Origin of the sequence: Halorarius litoreus (genome assembly GCF_024362405.1) — an archaeon.
Taxonomy (GTDB): Archaea; Halobacteriota; Halobacteria; order Halobacteriales; family Haloarculaceae; genus Halorarius; species Halorarius litoreus.
The window spans coordinates 1052474-1074705 of sequence record NZ_CP101454.1 but is presented as its reverse complement, the minus strand read 5'-3'; the positions used below and the strand labels follow the sequence as shown (position 1 = coordinate 1074705).

Below are 22232 nucleotides of genomic sequence, written 5' to 3'. Positions count from 1 at the left end.
ACCTGCACTAAATGGTCGAGGCGTTCGCGGTGGCGTCGGGGAAGGGCGGCACCGGCAAGACCACCACCACGCTCGCGCTGGGGATGGCGCTCGCCGATGAGCACGACGTGACGGTCGTCGACGCCGACACCGGGATGGCGAACCTCCTGTTTCACGCTGGCCTCTCGGAGGCAGACCCGACGCTCCACGACGTGCTCATCGAGGGCGGCGCCGCGGTCGAGAACGCCACCTACGAGCGGTTCGGGATGCGGGTCGTCCCCTGTGGCACGTCGCTCGCGGCGTTCGAGGCGGCCGACCCGACCCGTCTCCGAGACGTCGTGGCCGAACTCGCGGCCGACACGGACGTGCTCTTGCTCGACTCGCCCGCGACGCTCGCGTCGAAGTCGGCGGTGCTCCCGGTCGTCCTCGCCGACCGCACCGTCGTCGTGCTCGAACCCACCGTTCCAGCGCTCTCTGACGGCCTGAAGGTCCAGGAGTACGCCCTCTCGTACGGTACAGGCGTCGCGGGCGTGCTGTTCAACAAGGTCAGAGACGACGCTGACGGAGTGGTCGAGCAGGCGGAACGCTACTTCGAGGGGCCGACGCTCGCGCGCGTCCCCGAGAGCGACGCCGTCCGGCGTGCGCGGAGCGCCGGCGAACCGCTGCTCGCCCACGCCCCCGATTCGCGGGCGGCGGCCGCCTACCGCGAGGCTGCCGCTGCACTCGACGTGCGGGCGGGCGACGAGGCCGCCGTCGCCGACCGGTTCCGGTCGGCCGTCATCCCGGACCCGCCATGAACGTCCCCACCGGCGAGCTGCTCCGGTCGCGGGTCGTCGCCGACGCACGGGTCCCACTCGAAGCGGCGCTCGACCGCCGGCTGACGGGCTACGCCGTCGTCTCGCCCACCGACGCGCTCGACCCCGAGCGCGAGGGGGTCGTCCTCACCTTCGAGGCCGGCGTTCCGGTGGTGGCGTACCACGTCGGGAGCGACCGCGGCGGCCCGGCGGCGCTCGGCGCGCTCGCCACCCCCGGGCCGTATCGCGTCGAGTTGTACGCATCGGCTGTGGGGGACCTCGACCCGGTACACGAGGTCGACGAGCTGCGGGTCGCCCCCGGCTCGCCCGCCGAGCGCGTAGCAGGAGCACCGGCGCTCGCCGACCGGACGCGCCGTGCGGCGCCCGCCGACCGCGACGCCTCGGGACAGGGTCCGGTCGAGGCGTTCCTCGCGGACGAGGAGCGCATCGAGGCCATCCGCGAAGAGGCTCGCGCGGAGGCCGAACGTCGGGCCGAGGAGTGGGGGTTCGACGATGCCGTCGAGGACTAGAGGCCAGTTCCGACGCCGAGCGCGGTGTTCTCGTCTTCGGTCCCGGGAACGACGACCCACGCGTCGCGATTCGGGGCAGCGGCTTCCACCGGGCCGAACGTCGACTGTCCGCTCGCGCCGGGCGAGTTCGGTGCTTCGACGAAGTAGGTGACCGACTGCGTCTTCGATGGCGCGACGTCGAACCGCACGTCGGTCGAGCCGTCTGCGCGTGTCGTCGTCGCCTCGGTGTCCACGTCGCCGGCGTCGAGCACCCGCCACCCGGTGGGCACGCGGTCGCGGAGGCGGACGGGGCCGTCGGCCGTCACCTCGATGTCTATCTGGTTCGTCTGGCCCCCAGTAAAGACCGAGCCGTCGTCCGTTCGCGTGCCGGACACCTCGGGGCGGTCGAGTTCGGGTGGCGCCGTGGTCGTGGGCAGCCGGAGCGTCGTCCCACCACTCCCACCAGGGGCGCCGAGAACCACCTCGTTCGTCGCGTGGCCGTCCGGGTCGTTGAGACACCAGTCGCGGTTGTCGCTGGCGACGACGAGCCCCACCTTCGACCCCTTCGAGAACGTGTAGTCGGTGTCCCAGAGTTCGACCGGGGCGCGGTACGGTTCGCCCACTGGAACGGGCTCACTGGTGTCGAGGCCGTCGCGATTGCGGGCGTTCAGGAAGCCGCGGGTGGCGACCTGCGTGGAGCCGTCTTCGAACCGCGCGTAGAGGACGGGCGTGAAGTGCGTCGAGTCGGCCGTCGACGTGGCGAGCAGGTCGAGCAGCGGCGAGCCCGTGAGTCGAAGCTCGCCCGACAGGGGTCCGGACTCGAACTTGAGGTGGTTGTGTTGGCTCGTCGCCGTCGCGAACATCTCCTCCTCGGTGAGTGGTGGCTCCGTGTCCGTATAGGAGGGAACCGACCCCTGCAGGGCGAGCGCGCCGTCGTCGGTGTCGGCGCGGGTGAGGTCGAGGACCACGTTCCGGGTGCCGGCGGGCGGCCAGTGGTCGTGCTGGAGCCGCTCGCCCGTGCTCGTCTGCGTGTCGACGCGCGGGAGGGCCATGACATCCGTGTCGAGGCCCTTCAGGTGGTAGTCGAACCACGCGTGCCGGATGTCCTGGGCGTCTTCGAACTGGCTCGCCGAGTGGTTCCACTGGCCCATCACGAGCTTCTTGTCCACGCGCTCTGGGAGCGCCATGAAGAAGCGCGTCGAGTCCCAGTGCTTGACGTTGTGGTCGAGCCAGCCGCCCTCGATGAACACCGCACACTCGACCTGGTCGGCACGCCGCCGGTAGTCGCGCCGCTCCCAGAAGTCGTCGTAGACGGGGTCGTACTCGTAGGCGCGCTCGGTGTGCTCGACGGCGTCACAGGGGGCGAACCGCTGTTCCATCGTGGCGGCGAACTGCTCGGTGTCGTCGACGTTCGCCGGGGGGAGGAAGCCGAACCCGAAGTCGAACGCCAGCGGCGTGTCGAACCCCTCGTCGGTGGGGTACTCGTTGTTGAGGAAATAGCGGATACCACCCCCAAAAGCGTAGTCGTACCAGCGGTCGATGGCGACCTGCGGGACGATGGCCGCGAGGTGTTTCGGCTGCTCGGCCGCCGCCGCCAGTTGGGTGGTGCCGTCGTAGCTCCCGCCGATCATCCCGACCGTCCGGGTCGTGTCCGTTCCGTCGACGGTCGCGCCCGAGGCGTCAGGCTCGCCACCGAGATACTCGACGAGCTGTTTGCCCGTCACGCGCTCGCGGTAGCCGCCGTAGTCGTAACAGCCGCCCGAGTTCCGACAGCCGACCACGTCGAACACCGCACGGGCGTACCCCCGTGGGACGAAGTAGTCGGCGGTCCCGTCGGCGGCGATGCTCGCCGCCTCGCTCTGTGGCGACTTGATGTCGTTGTACGGCGAGTACGTCAGGATGACCGGCACGTCGGTTCGCTTCTCACCGTCCTCGGTCGGCCAGATGATTTCGCCGAACAGCGTCGGCGACTCCTCGGCCCCCCCGACGGCGTCGGGCATCGTGTACGCGGTGTCGACGTAGTGCTGTTCCGGTGCGCTCTGGCCGTACCGGGGCGCCGATTCCCCCTCGGTGGTCTCGTAGTCGTCGTTCGGGACGGCCATCGCGGCGCCGGTGGCGCTCGGCCCGGCGACGGCCGCCACTCCCGTCGCGCCGGCCAGCCGGAGGAGCGTCCGGCGTGAGACGTGGTCTCGCATGGTCGACTCCTCCCCACTCCGATAAAAGGAGGTTCTGGCAAACGCGTCCAACTCGGGCGGGGCGTTCCGCCGATCTCCAGTCGAAACGGTACCGTTTCCCGACAGTAGTGTTCCGGAGCAGAACGGCCGACGCTGGACGACACGCCGCTCGAAGCCGCACGAACGGTTATAGGCCCGGGGCAGGACCGTGCGCGTAGTATGGCCGACATCTCCCTCACTGACGCCCAACGACGGCGGTTCGAGTCGATCCGCGAGGACCTGGAGGCCACGTTCGCGCCCCGGTACGCGAGCGTCCGTGACGAGGACGTCGTCGACTACCTGCTCGACACGTACACGCCACCCGAGACAACCGACGCCGATGCAGGAGCCTCGGCGGCAGCCGACACCGACGAGGCGAGTGAGTCGGCGGCGAGCACGACCCCCGACACCGAGTCCCCATCGGAGTCCAAGACGACCGCGGACGCTTCCGAGACGGCCGGTGCCACCGCCGGCGAGGGCGCCGCCCGGGTCTCCTCGATGCTGCAACTGCTCGACGACCACGCGGACAAGTGGTCCACGGGGGCGGGCGACGCCCCCTACGAGGTCGAACTGCCCGACGGCTCCACGGAGCCGGCCCGGACCAAGGACGACGTCCGGCGAATCCTCTACCAGAACTACTGATGGGGCTGTTCGACTGGCTCCGCGGGCTGTTTTCGCGGGGCGACGGACGCGAATCGGGGGTCGATGCCCCGGCCGACGCGACGCTGCGCTGTACCGTCTGCGGGACGACCACGGGACCGGACGCGACCGAATGTCCGCTCTGTCACGGGAGCGACCTGGCGCCGCTCGACGGAGCGGACACACCCGCGGACGGGAGCGACCTGGCGCCGCTCGACGGAGCGGACACACCCGCGGACGGGAGCGGTGACGATGCCGCGTCCCGAGGGCCGGCGCCCACGCGAGACAGTCACCCGGGAACGACCGACGACGACGCCGGGCGGCTCCGCGAGATACGCGAACGACACGGCGAGGAGTAGCTCCCCGCCCGCTGTCGCGGGTTCCGTCGGCTAGGTCCCCGTCGACGCCCGCCGCTCCCTGAGAAGTTCGGCTATCTTCCTGGATTGCAAGACCAGGAAGCCGACGAAGACGACGAGGAAGCCGAGGAGCGTGAGCCCCGAGAGCGTCTCGTCGAGCCAGAGCCAGCCGACGAGCACCGCGACGATGGGGACGACGTAGACCACGAGGTTCGCCTGCAGCGCCCCCGCCCGTTCGAGCAGTGAGAAGTAGAGCGCGAAGCCGAGGCCACTCGGCACCACACCGAGGTAGACGAGGATGGCGAGGAACCCCGGAGTCGATGCAACGGCCTGACTCTCCCCGAGGACGAGGCTGCCGGCGTGCAACAGGACGGCCCCGATACCGAGCGTCCAGGCGGTCAGCGTCACCGCTGGCATGTGCGTGCCGGTTCGCCGGATGAGCAGCGACCCGAGGGTGACGCTCACGACGGCCACCAGCACCAGCGCCTTGCCCCGGAAGTCGGCTGTCAGCAGGGCGTCCGGCGCCGGTCTGACGACGAGGGCGACACCCAGCAGGCCGACCAGTACCCCGAGGACGGCGCGTCGGGAGGCGCGCTCCGTCGGGAAGAGCAGCCACGCGAACACCACCGTGAGCACCGGGCCGAGGCTGTAGATGATGGCCGCGACGCCGCTGGTCGTGTACTGCTGGCCGAGGTAGAGGAACCCCGCGCCGGCGATGGAGAAGACGCCACCGGCGACGACGGCGAGCCAGTCACCGCGCTCGCGGGGTCGCCACTCCCGGACGACGACGACCGAGTACACCACAAGCAACAGCGCCGAGAGGTAGAACCGCAACGCCGCAAAGAGGAGCGGCGGCGCGTCGGCCAGCCCGGCCTTTATCGCCGGAAACGCGGTCCCGAACGCGATTCCCATGAACAGGAAGAGCGCGACCGCTCTGCGCCGTGACATGGCTGGCGTACGACAGCCGCACACATAACCGTGTGCTCGAGCGGCGGAGGGCCGGGAGGCCCCGTCGTCGCCTACGGCTCGACGATTCGGTACACTCGGCCGCGCGTCTCGCCGTCGCGCTCGACGAGGTCGTAGTGGGCCATCTTCGCGAGGTAGTTCCGGAGCGTCCGCCGCGACTTGGGGTCGTCGACGCGCGCCTCGTAGCGCTCGTAGAGTTCGCCGGGCGCGATCTCGCCCGCCTCACGCACGAGGTCGTAGAGCGCCCGCTGGTCGTCGGTGAGTCGCTCGACCGTCCGCTCGTGGATGAGCGTCTCCGCGGCGGGGACGGCCTCCACGACGTCGGCGTCGGTCACGCGTTCGCGGTCGTGGCGGACCGCGCTGCGCGCGGCGGCCCGGAGTGCGCCGATGGCGACCCGTGCGTCGCCGGCCGCCGCGTCCGCCAGCCCGCGGAGGTGATCGTCGGTGACGGCCCGGGCCTCCAGCCCCTCGGCGGCGCGGTCACGGAGAATGGCGACCAGTTCTGCGGTCGAGTAGCGGTCGAACCGGACGCGCGCCGCCGTTCGCAGGCGGCTGGCGAGCCGGTCGTCGAGCGTCGCGAACAGCTCCGGTTCGCGGTTGGCGATGCAGACGAGCGTGACGCCCGGGATGCGGTAGAGGTCGCCGAGCGCCGCGGGCTCCTGGAGCTGGTCGGCCTCGTCGAGCACGAGGACGACGGGGGCGTCCACCCCCCGGAGCCGCTCGGCCAGCGTGTCCGTGGGTGTCGACCGTCGGTGAACGTCCGCCGCCCGCCCCACGGCCTCGCAGGCGCGTTCGAGTACCCGGAAGCGCGTGTAGTCGGCCCAGCAGTCGACGTAGCCGACGTGTGCGTCCGGAACGCGCTCACCCAGTTCGCGGAGGACGTAGCGAGCCGCACACGTCTTCCCGGCGCCGGTCGGCCCGAACAGCAGGGCGTTCTCCGGGCGGCCGCCGTCCGTCAGGGGTCGAAGCGCCCCCGAGAGCCGGCCGAGCTGGTCGTGGCGATGCACCACGTCGCCCGGGACGAACCCCTCCGTGAAGACCCGCTCGTCGGTAATCATGGTTTCAGCTAGTGGTGTCGTGAACATAAGTCTGGGCGCGTCGTTTCCGATTGTTCCGAAAGCGGTGCCGGCGATTGCTCACGGACGTTCGTGCGATAGTTGCCGCTTTCACCCCTCGGTGCGTGGGGCCGGTATGAGCCTCGAAGACGACGCACTCGAGTACCACCGGAGGGACCCGCCCGGCAAACTGGAGATATCGACGACCAAACCCACGAACACCCAGCGAGACCTCTCGCTGGCGTACTCGCCGGGCGTCGCCGCACCCTGTGAAGCCATCGCCGCCGACCCCGCCGACGCCTACACGTACACCGCGAAGGGGAACATGGTGGGCGTCGTCTCGAACGGGACGGCCGTCCTCGGGCTCGGGGACATCGGCGCGCAGGCGTCCAAGCCCGTCATGGAAGGCAAGGGCGTGCTGTTCAAGCGGTTCGCCGACATCGACGTCTTCGACATCGAACTCGACGACGCGGAGGACGCCGACGAGTTCGTTAGCGCGGTGGCGAAGATGGAGCCGACGTTCGGCGGCATCAATCTCGAAGATATCTCCGCGCCCGCCTGCTTCGAAATCGAGGAGCGCCTGCGCGAGCAGATGGACATTCCCGTGTTCCACGACGACCAGCACGGCACCGCCATCATCTCGGGCGCGGCGCTCGTCAACGCCTGCGACATCGCTGGGAAAGACCTCGAATCGCTCGACGTGACGTTCGCCGGGGCGGGGGCAGCGGCGACCGCGACCGCCCGCTTCTACACCTCGATGGGCGTCCCGGCTGCGAACATCACGATGTGCGACATCGACGGCATCGTCACCGAGGACCGGGTGGCCGCGGGCGACCTCTCTCCCTATCTCGAACCGTTCGCGGACGCCGAGGGCGGCACCCTGACGGAGGCGATGGCGGGCGCGGACGTGTTCGTCGGGCTCTCGGCGGGCGGCATCGTCAGCCCCGAGATGGTCCGGTCGATGGCCGCCGACCCCATCATCTTCGCGATGGCGAACCCCGAACCCGAGATCGGCTACGACGAGGCGAAAGCGGCGAGAGACGACACGGTCATCATGGCGACCGGCCGGTCGGACTACCCGAATCAGGTGAACAACGTCCTCGGCTTCCCGTTCATCTTCAGGGGCGCGCTCGACGTCCGGGCGACCGACATCAACGAGGAGATGAAGGTCGCGGCGGCGAACGCCTTAGCCGAGTTGACCCGCGAGGACGTCCCCGACGCCGTCGTGAAGGCGTACGGCGACCAGCCGCTCCAGTTCGGCCCCGAGTACATCATCCCGAAGCCGCTCGACACCCGGGTGTTGTTCGAGGTCTCCGCAGCAGTTGCCGAGGCCGCGATGGACTCTGGCGTGGCGCGGGTCGACCGCGACCTCGACACCTACCGGGACGAACTCGAAGCGCGGCTCGGCAAGTCCCGAGAGATGATGCGAGTCGTCCTGAACAAGGCGAAAAACGAGCCGAAGCGCGTCGTCTTTGCCGAAGGTGACGACCCGAAGATCGTCCGTGCGGCCTACCAGCTCGCCGACGAGGGCATCGCCGAGCCCGTTCTCATCGGTGCCAAACGGCGCATCTGGAAGACCGCCTCCGAACTCGGGCTCGACTTCGACCCCATCATCGTCGACCCCGACGCCGACCGGCTCGACCCGTACGCCGACCGGCTGTACGAACTCCGCAAGCGGAAGGGCATCACCCGGCGGGAGGCCGACACGCTCGTCCGTGACGGCGACTGGCTCGGGAGCGTGCTGGTCGAGATGGGCGACGCCGACGCACTCTTGACGGGGCTCACCCACCACTACCCGACGGCACTCCGGCCACCACTCCAGATCGTCGGGACGGCTGCGGATGCCGACTACGCCGCCGGGGTCTACATGCTGACGTTCAAGAACCGCGTGGTGTTCTTCGCCGACACGACGGTGAATCAGGACCCCGACGAGCACGTCCTCGCGGAGGTGGCTCGACACACTGCCGAGCTCGCCCGTCGGTTCAACGTCGACCCGCGGGTCGCGCTCCTCTCGTACTCGGACTTCGGGACGGTCGACAACGAAGGCACCCGGAAACCACGCGACGCCGCGAAGATGCTTCGGGCGGACCCGGAAGTCGACTTCCCGGTCGATGGGGAGATGCAGGCCGACACCGCCGTCGTCGAGGAGATGCTGGCCGGCGACTACGGCTTCTCGGAGCTGGAGGAGCCGGCGAACGTCCTCGTCTTCCCGAACCTCGAGGCCGGAAACATCGCGTACAAGCTCCTGCATCGGCTGGGGGGTGCGGAGGCCATCGGGCCCATGCTCGTCGGGATGGACAAGCCCGTCCACGTGCTGCAACGTGGTGACGAAGTCAAGGACATCGTCAATCTCGCCGGGGTCGCCGTGGTCGACGCACAGGGGGAGTAGGCGGCGGTCCACCGGGTCTCTGTGGCAAGAGGTGACAGGATTCAAGCTCCCGCTCCGCTACCAGCAGGTATGACGCTCGACCTGGTCCTGCGGACGGCGGACCACGACTCGCTGGACTCGCTCGCCGCGCAGGCACAGCGCGCCGAGGAGTACGGCTTCGCCCGCGTCTCCGCGGGCGAGACGACCGGCTGGGACATGGTGACCCCGTTCACCGTCGTCGGCGAACGCACCGAGGACATCGGCGTCTCGAACGACGTGCTCTCACCCTACGGTCGTGCCCCCACCGTCCTCGCACAGACCGCGCTCACGATGCACGACGCCACGGACGGGCGATTCCGACTCGGACTCGGCACCTCCTCGCCTGCGATCGCCGAGCGCTGGCACGGCGTCCCCTTCGACCGCCCGCTGCGCCGGCTCCGCGAGACGATCGACATCATCCGCGAGGTGTACGCGGGTGGCACGGTGAGCTACGACGGCGAGATCTACGAGATCGGCGGGCTCTCCTACGACAAGTCGGTTCCCGACGACCCGCCCGGCATCGACGTGGCCGCGCTCGGCCCGAAGGCGACCGAACTCGTCGGGCGGTTCGCCGACGGCTGGGTACCCCAGCTGTTCACACCCGCCGGACTCGCCGAGCGGATGGACGACCTGGAGCGGGGAGCCGACCTCGGCGACCGCTCCGTCGACGACCTCCGGGTGTCGCCCATCGTCCGGACGTTTGCGAGCGAGGACCGCGAGCACGCACGCGAGACGGCCCGCTCGATGGTCGCGTTCCTCGTCGGCGCGTACGGCCCGTTCTACGGGCAGTCGGTGGCCGAACAGGGGTACGCCGACGAGGTCGACGCGATACGCGCGGCGTGGGACGACCGCGACACGGCGGCGATGGCCGACGGCGTCCCCGACGAGATGCTGGACGAACTCGCCGCCGTCGGCACACCTGACGAGGTCCGCGAACGCCTGGAGCGCCATCTCGCGGTCGACGGCGTCGACGCAGTACGTGTGGGATTCGTCTCGGGAATGCGCCAGGAAGACAAGGAGACGACCATGTCGGCGGTCGAACCGCTGCTCTAGTCGAGTCGGCCGCCGAGTCGCTCGTACGTCGCCTCGATGCGCTCCCAGTTGCCGTCGACGAGGAAGGGGAGGGCGAACAGCACGGCGATGAGCAGTAGCGAGGCCACGTCGCCGGGGAGCCCGAACGAGGGGATGGTCGACCCGAGAAACCCCCCGGTGTGTGCCCCGGCGACGACGAACAGCAGTTGCCGGACGCTCCGGCGGCGGCGGTCGCTCCGCGTGTTTCGCATTCCGGCCGAGACCTGTTCGGAAGTCGGGTCGTGGTCCTCGTGGGACATGGCGGGCGCTTCGGACGGGGGACGTACAGGCGTGTCGACTGGTCGGCGTGCGCCCGGCGCAGGCGTCGCTGTCCGCCCGGCGAGTGTCGTGATATCGGTCGTCAGCGAGGGTTTATACTGTCAGTCTGGCTAAGGGTGCCAATGGCAACCGAAACCTCTGCTGCCTCCAGCACGGCGCCGTCGGACGGGCCGCTCGGCTCGTACCTCTGGCGTGCCGGCACGGCGTTCCTCCTCGGACTCGTCGGGCTGCTGGCGCTCGGCTGGTACACCGCGTCCTACGGGCGCCCGCCCGGCCTCGATCCGCTCACGGCGTTCGTCGCGACGGTCGTCAACAACGGCCTGCTGCTCGTCGTCCTCGTCCTGCTCGGGGCGTACGCCGCCCCGCGCGTCGGCCTCCGCTCGCACCTGCTCGCGCGGACGGCCGGTGACCGACCCCCCGACTCCTCGTTCGGCTCGGAGCTCCCGCTGGCGGTTGGGCTCGGGCTCGTGGGCGCCGTCGCCGTCCTCCTGCTCGACGTGGCGTTCGCGCCGTTCGTCGCCGCGGCGCTCGCACAGCTCCCCCAGCAGACCGCGACCGTCGAGTCCGTCCTCGCGTTCACCCCCGTCCGGTTCCTCTACGGGGGCATCACGGAGGAACTCCTGCTGCGCTTCGGCCTGATGTCGCTTTTCGTGTTCCTCGGTGCCCGGCTGTTCGACCGTGAGACGGCGACCCCGTCGGCCGGTGTGGTCTGGGGGGCCATCCTCCTCTCGTCGCTGCTGTTCGGCGTCGGGCACCTGCCCGCCGCGAGCGCCACCTTCGGTGGACTCGACCCCGTTATCGTCGCCCGGACGGTCCTCCTGAACACCGTCGCAGGCGTTGCGTTCGGCTGGCTCTACTGGCGTCGGAGCCTGGAGGCGGCGATGGTCGCCCACGGGACGTTCCACGTGCTGTTCGTCGCGCTCTCGCTCGTCGTCGTCCTCGTCTGACACGAGGGCTTTTCGCCCTGGCGCTCCATCCTGTAGGGATGAACCGGAAACTCGCGGTGCTCGCTGGTGCGGTCGTGCTGGCTTCGGCAGCCGGCGTGAGCGCCCGAAGTCGGCGCGCCAGTCGGGAAGCCGAGCGCGTCCCCTACGAGGTCATCGGCACCGTCGGCGGCGCCGAACTCCGACGCTACCCGACCACGCTCGCCGCCGAGACCGTCGCCCCCTCTACACGCGAGGCGTTCGGTCGACTGTTCCGTTACATCGCCGGCGCGAACAAGGCCGGCGCCAAGATCGAGATGACGGCACCCGTGGCGACCGGCGGCGAGGAGATCGCGATGACTGCCCCCGTCGAGACCGACGCGGACGGCGACGGCGTCCGGATGGCGTTTTTCCTACCCGCCGAGTACGACTACGAGACAGCGCCCCGCCCCTCTGACCCCGCCGTCCAGCTGGTCGAGCGCCCTGCTCGAACGCTCGCGGTGCTCTCGTTCTCGTGGTGGGCGACCGACGCCCGGACGGCTCGAAAACAGCAGGCGTTGCTCGACACGCTCGCCGACGCGGACGTCTCGGTCGCGGGCGAGCCGTTCCTCATGCAGTACGACGCACCGTGGACGCCACCGTTCCTGCGGACGAACGAGGTGGCCGTCGAGATTCGCCGCCGGAAGTCGGCCTGAGTCCGGGCGTCGCTCGCGTCCGTCACGCACCCACAACGCCCTTACCGGTCTGCTCCGGCTATCGTCTGTGTCCCTCCGCTCGTATCTGTCGACCGTCCCCCGGCTCCTGCTCGTGGAAGCCGCGCTGGCGGGCGTCGTCCTCCTGACGGGAGTCCTCCCGCTCGCGCTGTTCAACTACACGCCGGTGTCACCGCCTCCCGGCTTCAGCGTCGCGTGGCTGGTCCTCCCCCTCCTGGCGCTGGCGCTGCTCTGGCTGCTACTGCTGCTTCACGTCGGCGTGGACGCGATCCGTGTTGTCCGCCGCTACGACAGCTACGACCTCGGCGACTCGGCGACGCGCATCAACAGCGCCTTCCGCCTGCTGGCGACGCTCGGCGCGGTCAGCGCGCCGGTGTTCCCGTTGCTCCTGTTCGATACGGACGGCCCCGTCCCACAGGCGGGGTTCGCCATCGTGCTCGTCGGCGTCGTCGCGCTGCCAGTGCTGGCGAGCGGCCTCGTCGTGCTGGCGCACGTGGCCTGGCTGGTCTCTGACACCGACGAACCGACGACGACCGCCTGAGTGCCGCCGCTCAGACCGAGCCGATGGGGTCGTCGACGCCGTCGAAGTAGCGCTCGGCGACGTGTTCGGCCGTGCGGAGCGCGAGCGCCTGCCCCGAGTGCGTCGGGTTCGCCCCGCCGACGCCGTTCGCGAGCGCCGAGTGGTCCGCCACGAAGAGCCGAGCGACGTCGTACGCCTCACACCCCTCGTCGAGCACGCGTCCCATCGCCATCGACGACTGCATGTGGAGCAGGATGGGCGCGGCGTCCGTCCGGTGGACGTGCTCGGCACCGGCCTCGTTCAGCAGTTCGGCGCCGCGCCGGGCGAGTTCGAGCCGGCGCTCGTCGTCGTCGGGGTGGGGTTCCCACTCGACGAGTGGCACGTAGCCGTGTTCGTCCTTCGTGGAGACGTCGAGCGAGATGCCGTTCTCCTGTCGGGGGCGGTCGTCGGTGTGACAGATGAGCGTGAGCGTCCGCCGGTAGTCGGCCATCCGCGCTTTGAGCTCCTTCCCGGCGAGCCGGCCCTCGGTGTCCCACGGCTCGCCCGAGGGCTCGCGCTCGAACCACCAGCCGTTGCGGCTGGAGCCGTACATCGAGAGCGCGGTGATACCGGGTGCGAACGTGTTGACGGCGATGCCACCGACATCAGGAACGTCGAGGCGCGAGCCCGCGGCCTGTCCCTGGTGCGGCTCGACCGCACGCTGGCCGATGACGTCTTCGAGGGTGCCGGGGTCGAACACGCCCGCGACGAAGTCGAACCAGTGGGTCGTGAGGCCCTTCCCGACCCAGCCGTTGTCGGGCAGGTCGGAGTTGAGCCAGAGGCGCGGCGTCTCGATACAGCCCGCCGCGAGCACGACGGCGTCCGCGTCGATACGCTCGGTGGTGCCGGCCCAGGTATCCCGAAACTCGACGCCCGTGGCCTCGATGGAGCCGGGCCCCTCGTCCGCGAGTATCTGCGTGGCGAAGGCGTTCGGGCGGATCTCGACGTTCCCCGTCTTCATCGCGCGCGGCACGAGCGAGACGTTCGAGGAGCGCCGGGCGCGTTCCTCGAAGGGGGCGCCGCGCGGCTGGGGGCCGCCCTGATGCTCGTGCATCGCCATCGTGTCGCCCTCGACGTCAGGGTAGTGGAAGTCGCCGTCGTAGTCGCCATCGCGTGTGAGTCGCTCGTCGGGCTGTGGAATCGCGTTCGGGAACGGCCGGTAGCCCTCGTCGGTGACGTTGTAGCCCGTGGTGAGGTCGTACCCCGATCGCCGGGCGCCCTCGAAGAACAGTTCGGCCTTCGGGGTGGTGGGCGCGGGCTCGATGGGGTGCGCCTCCTCGAGGTGCTGGTAGTATGGGACGAGGTCGGCGTAGTCGATGGGCCAGTGCGGCTGGTCGTCGATGCTCCCCACGAACGCCCGCGGGTGGTTCGCGTAGTAGTGTTGCGTGGTGCCGCCCACGCCCGCCAACTGCGAGATGAGTGCGTGCCCCGGCACCGTGCGCTCCCACGGCGCGCGGTCCTCGTTGGCGGGGCCCCACCGGAGCTTCCCCCGGACGGGGTCGTTCATCTCGCCCTCCTTCGAGGTGAACTGCTCGTCGTAGAGGTCGCCCGAGAGGTCGTCGGGCGAGGACGACGCCTCACCGCCCGGTGCCCCGCGGGGAGCCTCCCACTGCTCGTTGCCGTAGAACGGCCCGGCTTCGAGTACCACGACGTCGATGCCGAGCTCGCCGAGTCGCCACGCGAGCGCGGGCCCGTCGCCGCCCGCCCCGACGACGACCACGTCGGTCTCCTGTACCCGCATCAGTAGTCGTCCTCCTCGAATTCGTCGACTTCGTAGCCGAGCATGACGGCGTAGCCGTCGGAGGGGCCGGGGTAGTCGGCCTGTTCCCAGCCCTGCGAGGTCTCCCCGTCGCCCGTCAACTCGCCGTAGTAGAGCGTTTCTGTCAGTGCGACGAGCGCGCTCGCGAGGTACTGGATGGTGCCGAGACCGGGCGCGTCGAGTCGGTCGGCGAGCGCGGGCAACACGCCCTCGGTCTCCAGCATCCGTACGGCGCGGAGGCGGTCCCGCGCGGCGAGCCGGGAGAACGGCCCCCCGGCGTACTCGTCGGCGGGCGACTGGAGGCCTTCCTCTGCTCGTCGCCGCAGGAGGAGTTCGAGTGCGGCGGCGTCGAGCAGCGCCGCGACGACCGGGGCGAGCGGCGTCGTCTCGTAGCCCAGCGCACCCAGCGGCCCGCCGTGGACGGGCTGGATGGTGTTGATCTCCTCGACGAGCACGTCGACGAGCCCCGCGTCGAGGCCACCGGGAACGTGCTCGTCGCCCCGCTCTGCGAGTTCGGGGGTCGCCGGCACGACGGCGTCGACGAACGCCGCGAACGTCCCGTGGGTGTAGCTCACGGTGCCACCTCGGGGAGATGTACGTACGATATCACGTCACACTCTGTGGCGGCGGACACCCTCAACCTTCCCCCGTTCATCCGGGGGCGGTTATGCGCCTCGCCGTGGTCACCGGGTCTCGTCGCCCAGTCCGGTGTAGAGTTGGCCCTCCATCGTCACCCAGCCGTCCTGACTGCCCGCGTAGTGACCCTCGGCCTCCTGGACGAACTCGTTGAAGCTGTTGCTGAGGCCGTAGCCCCACTCGTTCACGCCCCGCTGCTCGACCGAGAGCCGGACGACGTTGTCCGCGGTGGTGTCGTACTGGACGTACGCCGGCGTCTCGAACGTCGCGCAGGCGGCGTTCTCGTCGTTCTCCCAGTACGGCTCACAGGCCCCGGGCGTCAGGTTCTCGACCGGCCGGAGCACGGAAGCGTTGGCGACCGGGTCGACCACGTCGACGCGGTCGTCGAGCCAGACCGACACCGAGAACCGGTAGTACGTCGGCTCCGGATACGCCTTCTTGTTGGTCATGTCCGCCGGGAGCTCGTCCTCGGGGACCTTCTCCCAGCTGACGTGGCTCCCGTTCTCGTCGAACTCGTGGACGAGGTAGTAGCGCTCTCCCTCGACCCGGTCGGCAGTCAGCGCGAGCATCGGGCCGTGTGGGGTGTCGACCACGGCGACGTCCCAGTCGGCTGCGCCGTCCTCGGTCTCGACGGTGACGTTCGCCGCGTCGACGAGCGCCGCCCCGTTCTCGGTCGGCAGTGGCAGATAGACCGTCACGTTATGGAGCGTCTCGTTCGTCGCGATGGTCCCGTCGTACTGGTAGTAGCTCGTGTGGCTGACGGGCATCCCGACCCCGAGGAAGAAGACGACGAAGCCCCCGACACCGACCGCGAGGGCTAGCAGGAGTATCCCGACTGAACGTACGTTCACTGTGTCTCACCGACAATTCATAGGACCGTCTCGGCGATATATCCGCGAGATGACTCCCATCCGGTGGGACCGTGCTACTCGCGACGCAGTGTCTCACTCCACGCGCGGGAACAGTGCGAGGTCGTCACCAACGGCGACGGGGGTGGCGAGGTGGTGCGTTTCGTTGTAGATGTCGACGTGGTTGTGGACGACGTGGACGTAGTCGGCCAGTTCGTCCTCGTCGGTGAGTACCTCGGCACGCAACTCGGGGTACGCCTCCAGCAGGGCGTGGAGCGCGTCGCGGATGGTCGCCGTCCCCTCTCCGATTCCCTTGACCCGGACGCTGGTCTCTGTCAGTCCCACTTGCTCCGCGAATCGGCCGAAGAGACGTCACTTCATACCCGACTGTTCGTTTCGCTGAAACTTAACTCCGTATGGCGGCGCACCAGCAGGGCGGCGACACGCCCTCGAATCATAGTTCTCAATTAGTGCTATATATCTCTACGAGGGTGAATCGAGCCGTCTATCGCCATCATTCGGGAATCGTGAGAGCCAGTCTCGGGGGGTGGGGTATTATAAACCGCTTTAGTCAGCTATCGGCAGGATTCAGGTGATGACGCACGAGACGGAGGGTGTCAGCGGCCGTGTATCGCGTCGGAAGTTCATCGCCACGACGGGAGCCATCGGCGCCGTCGGCGTCGCCGGGTGTACGGGCGATAGTGGGAACACGTCGGGGGACAGCACGCCCGAGGAGTCCGGGCAGAACGAGGACACCGCCGAGTCCACCTCGGCTCCGGAGATGCTCACCGCTGAGGGCTCCTCGACGGTCTACCCCATCGCCAACAAGGGGAGCTCCTACTGGAACTCCAACCCGCCGACGAGCGACGGCGAGTACTGGGGCTCCAGCGAGGAGGGCACCGTCCCCGGGTGGGAGGACCTCGGCAAGCCGGACGAGCGCCTCGCCGACTACTTCGCGAGCCTCTACGGCTTCGAGCCGACGGGCGAGCAGGCGACGCCGCCGTTCGCGACCAGCATCGGCCTGAGCCACTCGGGCACCGGCTGTAAGTCGGTCCGTGACGGCCTCGTCGACATCGGTAACTCCTCGGGCCCCATCACCGCCGAACTCGGCATCAGCGAGCAGAAGGCCAAAGAGAACTACGTCGACCACGTCGTCGGCCGCGACGGCCAGCCGGTCGTCGTCTCGAAGAACATCTACGACGCCGGCGTCACGAAGCTCACCGGCGAGGATATCCGGCAGATCTACCAGGACGAGATCTCTAACTGGAGCGAGGTCGGCGGCCCGGACCAGGAGATCTACGTCATCGGTCGCGCCGAGGGCTCCGGGACGGACACCTCGTTCCGCCTCAACATGCTCGGGAGCGCCGACGCCTCGATGTCCGGCGTCGACGCCCGCTTCGGGCAGAACCAGCAGGTCGCCCAGGCCGTCCAGCAGAACGAGGGCGCCATCGCGTACATGGCCCTCGCGTTCACCGGCCCGCAGGTCCCGCCCATCGCCATCGACTTCGAGGGGACGGTCTACAAGCCCGACAAGGACGCGGACCACACCATCTTCGACTCCGCGTACCCGCTGAACCGTGACCTCCACCAGTACACGACCGTCACGGAGGACACCCCCAACGGGACGGACAAGCGCGAGGCCGCGTTCCTCAACATGTTCCTGACCACCTTCGGGCAGAAGGTGTTCGTCGAGGATAACAACTACATCCCGCTTCCGACGAAGGACATCACGGCGCAGAAGGACAAGCTTCCGAGCCAGTCCTGACCCTTCCGTTCGCTTCTTCGCGCACCGTTCGCTGACTACTGGTTTCAGACGTTACACAAACACGACACATGGCACAGACAACCGACCGAGCGGAGAGGAGCGCCGAGACGGTCGCACGGCTCGTGCGGCGACTCCGGGCGTTCGTCGCCGACACCGAGCCCGCGGCCCTCCTCACCGTCGGGCTGCTGGCCGGCTCGATGCTGGCCGCGTTCGTCGGCTTCCTCGCCGCCTCGAACCTGACCGTCGTCCCGTTCGCCATCTCCCTCGTGGCCGGGGGCTACGGCTGGGTTCGTCATCAGGGGCTCACCGCTCGGGTACTCACGCTCACGACGACCATCGCGACTATCCTGATACTGCTGTTGATTACGGTGTTCATCGCACTCGAGGCGCTCCCCACGATCCGGTACGAGAGCGCGACGCTGTTCGGCGTCACGGTGCCCGGACTGGGACTGTTCACCCACACGACGTGGGACGCGGTCTCACCGCCCATCCGCTACTCGATGGTGACGATGATTCACGGCACGGTGATGGTGACGCTCGTCGCCACCGCTGTCGCCGGGCCGCTGGGCGTCGCCGCGGCGCTGTTCCTCAGCGAAATCGCGCCGCCGACCGTCCGCGAACTCGTGAAGCCGGGCGTCGAGATCCTCGCGGGCATCCCGTCTATCGTCTACGGCTTCATCGGGTTCACCATCCTCAGCCCGTGGGCGTCCGACCAGTTCGAACTCGTCGGACAGGGCACCTACCTGTTCGTCGGGCTGGTCGTCGGCCTGATGGCGCTTCCCACCGTGGTTTCGGTTGCGGAAGACGCGCTGTCGAGCGTGCCCGAGTCGATGAAGAGCGGCTCGCTCGCCGTCGGCACCACGGACTGGCAGACGATGACCTCCATCACGCTCCCGGCGGCGTTCTCGGGCGTGTCGGCGGCCGTCCTGCTCGGCGTGGGGCGGGCCATCGGCGAGACGATGGCCGCGACGGTGATGCTGAAGGGCGTCCCGAAGCTCACCGAACCCATCTACAACGCCTTCTACGGCCAGGAGACGCTCACGTCGCTCATCGCGCGCAACTACGGCGAGGCCGACGGCCTCCAACTGTCGGCGCTGTTCGTCGCGGGCGTCATCCTGTTCGTCACGGTGCTGTTCCTCTCCATCGGGGCGCAGTACATCGAGTACCGGATGCGCCGCAAGCTCGGGGGTGAGCTCTGATGGCGAGCGCGACCGAGACCCAGCTCGTCCAGGATGACACCTCCGGCACGCGCGCGGTTGCGGCGGGCGCGGTCGGCCTCGCCTCCCTGCTGTTCGCCATCTCCCTGCTGGCGCTGTTCGAGGTCCTCACCATCTCGGACCCCGTCGCCGGGCTGCCGGTCGTGGCGCTCCTCGGCGGCCTGCTCGTCGTCCTCGGCGGCGTGGTCGTCGTCTTCGGGGTCGGCTCCCGGCTCGGCTACGTCCAGACCACGCCGCGGTCGACCGCGGGACTGGTCGCCGGCACCGCCTTCGGCGGCGTCTGGTTCGTCGTCGGGGGGCTCGTCGCCTCCCAGACGCTCGGGCTCGGAACGCCGGGGTGGCTCGCCGCCGCACTCCTCACCGGGGGCGTCGCGTTCGCCGTGACGACGCTCACCCGCGAGGACGTCGGCTCGACGGGCCCTGCTGGCGCGATCGCCCTCCTCGGTGGCGTCGTCTTCCTCGGCGACGTCATCGGCCCGTCGTGGGTGTGGGAACTCGGCTGGGAACAGCCCGCCTCCTTCACCGCCGAGTTCGTCATCCCGACGGTGACGCTGTGCTGTGCGCTGCTGGCGGGCTGGGCTGCGGCGAAGGCTTACGGCGGCTTCGGTGCGAAGGGTCGACACACGGGCGCGTACCTGCTCGTCTACCTGAACGCGCTCGCCATCGTCGGCGTGCTGTTCCTGCTGGTGGCGTTCACCGTCTACAAGGGCCTCCCGGGGCTGTTCACCGGCGTCGCAGTCGGTGCCGGCGCCGGACCCGAAATCACGCTGTTCGGCGTGACGGTCGCCCTTCCGGTCTACTGGCCGTTCGTGATGGAGGGCGTCGCGCTGCTCAACGACTTCAACGGCGTGCTTCCGGCTATCGTCGGCACCATCTGGCTCGTCGTCGGTGCGGTGCTGTTCGCGGTTCCCCTGGGCGTGGGGGCGGCGGTGTTCCTCACCGAGTACGCCGAGCGCGGCCGCTTCACGCAGGTGGTCGAGGTCGCCACCAACGGCCTGTGGTCGACCCCGAGCATCGTGTTCGGGCTGTTCGGCTTCGCGTTCCTCATCCCACGGTTCGGCGGCAACAAGTCGCTGCTCGCGGGGATGCTCACGCTCGGGTTCATGCTGCTTCCCCTGGTCGTCATCACGAGCCGCGAGGCGATGCTCGCGGTGCCCGACGAGTACCGCGACGCGAGCGCGGCGCTCGGCGTCTCGAAGTGGCAGACGGTCCGCAGCGTCGTCCTCCCGGCGGCGCTCCCGGGCGTGGTGACGGGTGTCATCCTCGGGGTGGGCCGCATCGCCGGCGAGACGGCGCCCATCCTGCTCGTCACGGCGGGCGCGCCGTTCGTCGAGGGGCGACAGACCGTCGACGTCATCGGGAGCTTCCAGTTCACCGGCTCGCCGCCGTTCGTCTCGAACCCGGCACTGCTGGAGGCCACCTCGGCGCTTCCCTACCAGCTGTACGCGCTCATCACGGCGGGCGTCGGGCTCGGCGACAACGTCGCCAACCCCGACCAGTTCCAGTGGGCGACGGCGCTCGTGTTGCTCGTCGTCGTCCTGTCGTTCTACGCGGTCGGCATCGCGGCGCGGTACTACTTCCGGCGGAAACTGCAGTACGAGTGACCATGAGCGAAACCACACAGACCGAACCAGACGCGACGACGAACGGCACCGGCCAGCCACTCCAGACGACCAGCGGCGAGACCGTCGAGGAGACCCGTGCGGAGTGGCTCGACTACCAGTTCCGCGGCGACGCGAAGGTCGCCGTCGAGGACCTCGACGTCCACTACGGCGACGACCACGCGCTGAAGGGCGTCTCGATGGAGATTCCCGAGAACAGCGTGACGGCGCTCATCGGCCCGTCGGGCTGCGGGAAGTCGACGTTCCTCCGGTGTCTCAACCGGATGAACGACCGCATCTCGTCGGCACGAATCGACGGTTCCGTTCGCGTGGACGGCGAGGAGATCTACCAGGACGGCGTGAACCTCGTCGAGCTCCGCAAGCGCGTCGGCATGGTGTTCCAGTCGCCGAACCCGTTCCCGAAATCCATCCGCGACAACATCTCGTACGGGCCACGCAAGCACGGCGACCTCGAAACGGGGCTGCTCGCGCGGCTGCTGGGTCGTGACGACGGCACGAAGAAAGCCGACCTCGTCGAGCGCTGTCTCCGCGATGCGGCGCTGTGGGACGAGGTGAAAAACCGCCTCGACGACAACGCACTCGGGCTCTCCGGCGGCCAGCAACAGCGGCTCTGTATCGCCCGTGCTCTCGCCACGGACCCCGACGTGCTGCTGATGGACGAACCCGCGAGCGCCCTCGACCCCATCGCCACCTCGAAGATCGAGGACCTCATCGCCGACCTCGCGGAGGACTACACGGTCGTCGTCGTCACGCACAACATGCAGCAGGCGGCGCGCATCTCCGACCAGACGGCCGTGTTCCTCACCGGCGGCGAACTCGTCGAGTACGACGCGACCGAGAAGATCTTCGAGGACCCGGAGAGTCAGCGCGTCGAGGACTACATCACCGGGAAGTTCGGGTGACCGGAGTGAGCATGGAGACCCGGAAGCTGCAGATGGTCGGCGGTGGCACCTACACCGTCTCCATCCCGAAGGAGTGGGCGACGGACCACGCGCTCGAAGCCGGGACGCCCGTCCACCTGTACACCCACCGCGACGGCTCCATCGTCGTCCGCAGCGCCCGGAAGGAGGGCGACCGGCTCGACGCTGCCCGGCTCGACATCGACGGCGACTCGCCCGACCTCGTCCGGCGGTCGCTGCGGGTCGCACACGCGATGGGGTTCGAGACGGTGACGCTCGTCCACGAGTCGGCGTTCACGGACGCCCAGCGCCGGGTCGCCCGCGAGGGCAGCCGGAGTATGGTCGGCGCGGACACCGACGTCGCGGCCGACGACGAACTCGTCGTCCGCAACCTGGTCGACGCCAGCGAGGTGTCGGTCCCGCAGTCGGTCGACCAGCTCGGGTTCATCGCCCGCTCCATCCAGCAGGCCGCGACCGCGGCGGTGCTCGACGCCGACGCGGCGGCCCGCGACCGACTCACCGACCGGGCGACCGAGGCGCGGCGGCTGTTCGACATGGTGTCGCGCCACCTCAACCGCGCGCTCGTCTCCTTGGAGGAGGTCGACCGCCTCGGCACCAGCCGGCCGGCGCTGTTCGACCACTACGTCGCTGCCCACCAGCTCGAACACGTCGCCGAGCAGGGCGTCCGGCTCGCCGGCGTCGCCGAACGGCTCTCCGACCCCGTTCCCGACCCCATGCGCGCAGAGGTGCAGGCGGCGGCCGACGAAGCGCGGGGCGTCGTCGACGACGCCACGGCCGCGCTCCTGCACGACCCGGACGCCGATGCGGCACACGCGGCGCTCGACCGCCGGGACGCGACGCTCGCTGCGCTCGACACGCTCGACGAGACGCTGTTCGATGCGGCACCGACCGACGTGGCCGCGCTGGTGCGCGTCGTCGACGCGCTCCGCCACACCACCGACGCCGGCGGCGAAATCGCCCAGACCGCCGTCAGAGCCGCCATCCGGGCGGAGCGTCTCTGAG

At 69.4% G+C, this 22232-nt stretch carries 21 protein-coding genes and 1 pseudogene; 14 read left to right on the top strand and 8 right to left on the bottom strand.

Annotated elements, in window-relative coordinates; translation table 11 throughout:
- Positions 1-11 precede the first annotated feature (11 nt).
- Entirely contained in the window at positions 12-776 is a 765-nt protein-coding gene (locus NL126_RS05340; RefSeq protein WP_255197885.1) for a nucleotide-binding protein, read from the top strand.
- The gene (locus tag NL126_RS05335) at positions 773-1303 is read left to right on the top strand and encodes a DUF8054 family protein (RefSeq protein WP_255197884.1); all 531 of its coding nucleotides are present in this window, start codon (positions 773-775) and stop codon (positions 1301-1303) included. The genes NL126_RS05340 and NL126_RS05335 overlap by 4 nt, the downstream gene beginning before the upstream one ends.
- Here NL126_RS05335 and NL126_RS05330 read toward each other — a convergent pair.
- Positions 1300-3477 carry a CocE/NonD family hydrolase gene (locus NL126_RS05330; protein WP_255197883.1) on the bottom strand — a complete coding sequence of 726 codons (2178 nt, stop codon included), beginning with the start codon at positions 3475-3477 and terminating at the stop codon, positions 1300-1302. The genes NL126_RS05335 and NL126_RS05330 overlap by 4 nt on opposite strands.
- A gap of 198 nt (positions 3478-3675) precedes the next feature.
- On the opposite strand from NL126_RS05330, the gene NL126_RS05325 reads away from it, so the two are divergent.
- Positions 3676-4137, top strand: a complete 462-nt coding sequence (locus NL126_RS05325; protein ID WP_255197882.1) for a hypothetical protein — start codon at positions 3676-3678, stop codon at positions 4135-4137.
- Complete coding sequence (locus NL126_RS05320; protein WP_255197881.1) at positions 4137-4493, top strand: hypothetical protein; 357 nt, start codon at positions 4137-4139, stop codon at positions 4491-4493. Before NL126_RS05325 ends, NL126_RS05320 begins: the two co-directional genes overlap by 1 nt.
- Before the next feature lie 30 nt (positions 4494-4523).
- On the opposite strand, the gene NL126_RS05315 is transcribed toward NL126_RS05320, so the two are convergent.
- Both NL126_RS05315 and NL126_RS05310 read right to left on the bottom strand, forming a co-directional pair.
- Positions 4524-5438, bottom strand: coding sequence for a DMT family transporter (locus NL126_RS05315; RefSeq protein WP_255197880.1), 915 nt, complete (start codon positions 5436-5438; stop codon positions 4524-4526).
- 71 nt (positions 5439-5509) lie between these two features.
- Positions 5510-6514, bottom strand: coding sequence for a Cdc6/Cdc18 family protein (locus NL126_RS05310; RefSeq protein ID WP_255197879.1), 1005 nt, complete (start codon positions 6512-6514; stop codon positions 5510-5512).
- A 133-nt stretch (positions 6515-6647) separates the two neighbouring features.
- Between NL126_RS05310 and NL126_RS05305 the strand changes: the two genes are divergently transcribed.
- Positions 6648-8900 carry an NADP-dependent malic enzyme gene (locus NL126_RS05305; RefSeq protein ID WP_255197878.1) on the top strand — a complete coding sequence of 751 codons (2253 nt, stop codon included), beginning with the start codon at positions 6648-6650 and terminating at the stop codon, positions 8898-8900.
- A 69-nt stretch (positions 8901-8969) separates the two neighbouring features.
- Positions 8970-9971 (top strand): TIGR04024 family LLM class F420-dependent oxidoreductase, encoded by a 1002-nt coding sequence (locus NL126_RS05300; protein WP_255197877.1) that lies wholly within the window; start codon positions 8970-8972, stop codon positions 9969-9971.
- Here NL126_RS05300 and NL126_RS05295 read toward each other — a convergent pair.
- Positions 9968-10249: a hypothetical protein gene (locus NL126_RS05295; protein WP_255197876.1), complete on the bottom strand. Its 282-nt coding sequence runs from the start codon at positions 10247-10249 to the stop codon at positions 9968-9970. The genes NL126_RS05300 and NL126_RS05295 overlap by 4 nt on opposite strands.
- A 141-nt stretch (positions 10250-10390) precedes the next feature.
- Here NL126_RS05295 and NL126_RS05290 point away from each other — a divergent pair, with 141 nt between their 5' ends.
- From NL126_RS05290 to NL126_RS05280, 3 genes are all read left to right on the top strand, one after another.
- Complete coding sequence (locus NL126_RS05290) at positions 10391-11215, top strand: CPBP family intramembrane glutamic endopeptidase (protein WP_255197875.1); 825 nt, start codon at positions 10391-10393, stop codon at positions 11213-11215.
- 38 nt (positions 11216-11253) lie between these two features.
- Entirely contained in the window at positions 11254-11886 is a 633-nt protein-coding gene (locus tag NL126_RS05285; protein ID WP_255197874.1) for an SOUL family heme-binding protein, read from the top strand.
- Positions 11887-11953: 67 nt separating this feature from the next.
- Positions 11954-12445, top strand: a complete 492-nt coding sequence (locus tag NL126_RS05280) for a hypothetical protein (RefSeq protein ID WP_255197873.1) — start codon at positions 11954-11956, stop codon at positions 12443-12445.
- A gap of 10 nt (positions 12446-12455) precedes the next feature.
- On the opposite strand, the gene NL126_RS05275 is transcribed toward NL126_RS05280, so the two are convergent.
- From NL126_RS05275 to NL126_RS05260, 4 genes and pseudogenes are all read right to left on the bottom strand, one after another.
- A complete protein-coding gene (locus tag NL126_RS05275) occupies positions 12456-14204 on the bottom strand; it encodes a GMC family oxidoreductase N-terminal domain-containing protein (protein WP_255197872.1) in 1749 nt (582 codons plus the stop codon).
- Positions 14204-14797, bottom strand: a complete 594-nt coding sequence (locus tag NL126_RS05270) for a hypothetical protein (RefSeq protein WP_255197871.1) — start codon at positions 14795-14797, stop codon at positions 14204-14206. The genes NL126_RS05275 and NL126_RS05270 overlap by 1 nt, the downstream gene beginning before the upstream one ends.
- 108 nt (positions 14798-14905) lie before the next feature.
- Positions 14906-15709: a hypothetical protein gene (locus NL126_RS05265; RefSeq protein ID WP_255197870.1), complete on the bottom strand. Its 804-nt coding sequence runs from the start codon at positions 15707-15709 to the stop codon at positions 14906-14908.
- A gap of 93 nt (positions 15710-15802) precedes the next feature.
- Positions 15803-16066, bottom strand: a pseudogene (locus NL126_RS05260) (ubiquitin-like small modifier protein 1); the annotation flags it as partial.
- A 235-nt stretch (positions 16067-16301) separates the two neighbouring features.
- Between NL126_RS05260 and NL126_RS05255 the strand changes: the two are divergent.
- The 5 genes from NL126_RS05255 to NL126_RS05235 all read left to right on the top strand — a co-directional run bounded on the left by NL126_RS05255 (position 16302) and on the right by NL126_RS05235 (position 22231).
- Positions 16302-17471: a substrate-binding domain-containing protein gene (locus NL126_RS05255; RefSeq protein WP_255197868.1), complete on the top strand. Its 1170-nt coding sequence runs from the start codon at positions 16302-16304 to the stop codon at positions 17469-17471.
- 68 nt (positions 17472-17539) lie between these two features.
- Positions 17540-18670 carry a phosphate ABC transporter permease subunit PstC gene (gene pstC / locus NL126_RS05250; RefSeq protein WP_255197867.1) on the top strand — a complete coding sequence of 377 codons (1131 nt, stop codon included), beginning with the start codon at positions 17540-17542 and terminating at the stop codon, positions 18668-18670.
- Complete coding sequence (pstA, locus tag NL126_RS05245; RefSeq protein WP_255197866.1) at positions 18670-20292, top strand: phosphate ABC transporter permease PstA; 1623 nt, start codon at positions 18670-18672, stop codon at positions 20290-20292. Before pstC ends, pstA begins: the two co-directional genes overlap by 1 nt.
- A 2-nt stretch (positions 20293-20294) precedes the next feature.
- Complete coding sequence (gene pstB, locus NL126_RS05240; protein WP_255197865.1) at positions 20295-21212, top strand: phosphate ABC transporter ATP-binding protein PstB; 918 nt, start codon at positions 20295-20297, stop codon at positions 21210-21212.
- An 11-nt stretch (positions 21213-21223) separates the two neighbouring features.
- Positions 21224-22231, top strand: coding sequence for an AbrB/MazE/SpoVT family DNA-binding domain-containing protein (locus NL126_RS05235; RefSeq protein WP_255197864.1), 1008 nt, complete (start codon positions 21224-21226; stop codon positions 22229-22231).
- Position 22232 lies beyond the last annotated feature (1 nt).

Coding starts and splice junctions, on each gene's coding strand:
- NL126_RS05305 (WP_255197878.1), top strand. CDS start 6,648: ATGAGCCTCGAAGACGACGCACTCGAGTACCACCGGAGGGACCCGCCC.
- pstB (WP_255197865.1), top strand. CDS start 20,295: ATGAGCGAAACCACACAGACCGAACCAGACGCGACGACGAACGGCACC.
- NL126_RS05275 (WP_255197872.1), bottom strand. CDS start 14,204: ATGCGGGTACAGGAGACCGACGTGGTCGTCGTCGGGGCGGGCGGCGAC.
- pstA (WP_255197866.1), top strand. CDS start 18,670: ATGGCGAGCGCGACCGAGACCCAGCTCGTCCAGGATGACACCTCCGGC.
- NL126_RS05295 (WP_255197876.1), bottom strand. CDS start 10,249: ATGTCCCACGAGGACCACGACCCGACTTCCGAACAGGTCTCGGCCGGA.
- NL126_RS05330 (WP_255197883.1), bottom strand. CDS start 3,477: ATGCGAGACCACGTCTCACGCCGGACGCTCCTCCGGCTGGCCGGCGCG.
- NL126_RS05310 (WP_255197879.1), bottom strand. CDS start 6,514: ATGATTACCGACGAGCGGGTCTTCACGGAGGGGTTCGTCCCGGGCGAC.
- NL126_RS05235 (WP_255197864.1), top strand. CDS start 21,224: ATGGAGACCCGGAAGCTGCAGATGGTCGGCGGTGGCACCTACACCGTC.
- NL126_RS05255 (WP_255197868.1), top strand. CDS start 16,302: ATGACGCACGAGACGGAGGGTGTCAGCGGCCGTGTATCGCGTCGGAAG.
- NL126_RS05290 (WP_255197875.1), top strand. CDS start 10,391: ATGGCAACCGAAACCTCTGCTGCCTCCAGCACGGCGCCGTCGGACGGG.
- pstC (WP_255197867.1), top strand. CDS start 17,540: ATGGCACAGACAACCGACCGAGCGGAGAGGAGCGCCGAGACGGTCGCA.
- NL126_RS05300 (WP_255197877.1), top strand. CDS start 8,970: ATGACGCTCGACCTGGTCCTGCGGACGGCGGACCACGACTCGCTGGAC.
- NL126_RS05320 (WP_255197881.1), top strand. CDS start 4,137: ATGGGGCTGTTCGACTGGCTCCGCGGGCTGTTTTCGCGGGGCGACGGA.
- NL126_RS05285 (WP_255197874.1), top strand. CDS start 11,254: ATGAACCGGAAACTCGCGGTGCTCGCTGGTGCGGTCGTGCTGGCTTCG.
- NL126_RS05315 (WP_255197880.1), bottom strand. CDS start 5,438: ATGTCACGGCGCAGAGCGGTCGCGCTCTTCCTGTTCATGGGAATCGCG.
- NL126_RS05335 (WP_255197884.1), top strand. CDS start 773: ATGAACGTCCCCACCGGCGAGCTGCTCCGGTCGCGGGTCGTCGCCGAC.
- NL126_RS05325 (WP_255197882.1), top strand. CDS start 3,676: ATGGCCGACATCTCCCTCACTGACGCCCAACGACGGCGGTTCGAGTCG.
- NL126_RS05340 (WP_255197885.1), top strand. CDS start 12: ATGGTCGAGGCGTTCGCGGTGGCGTCGGGGAAGGGCGGCACCGGCAAG.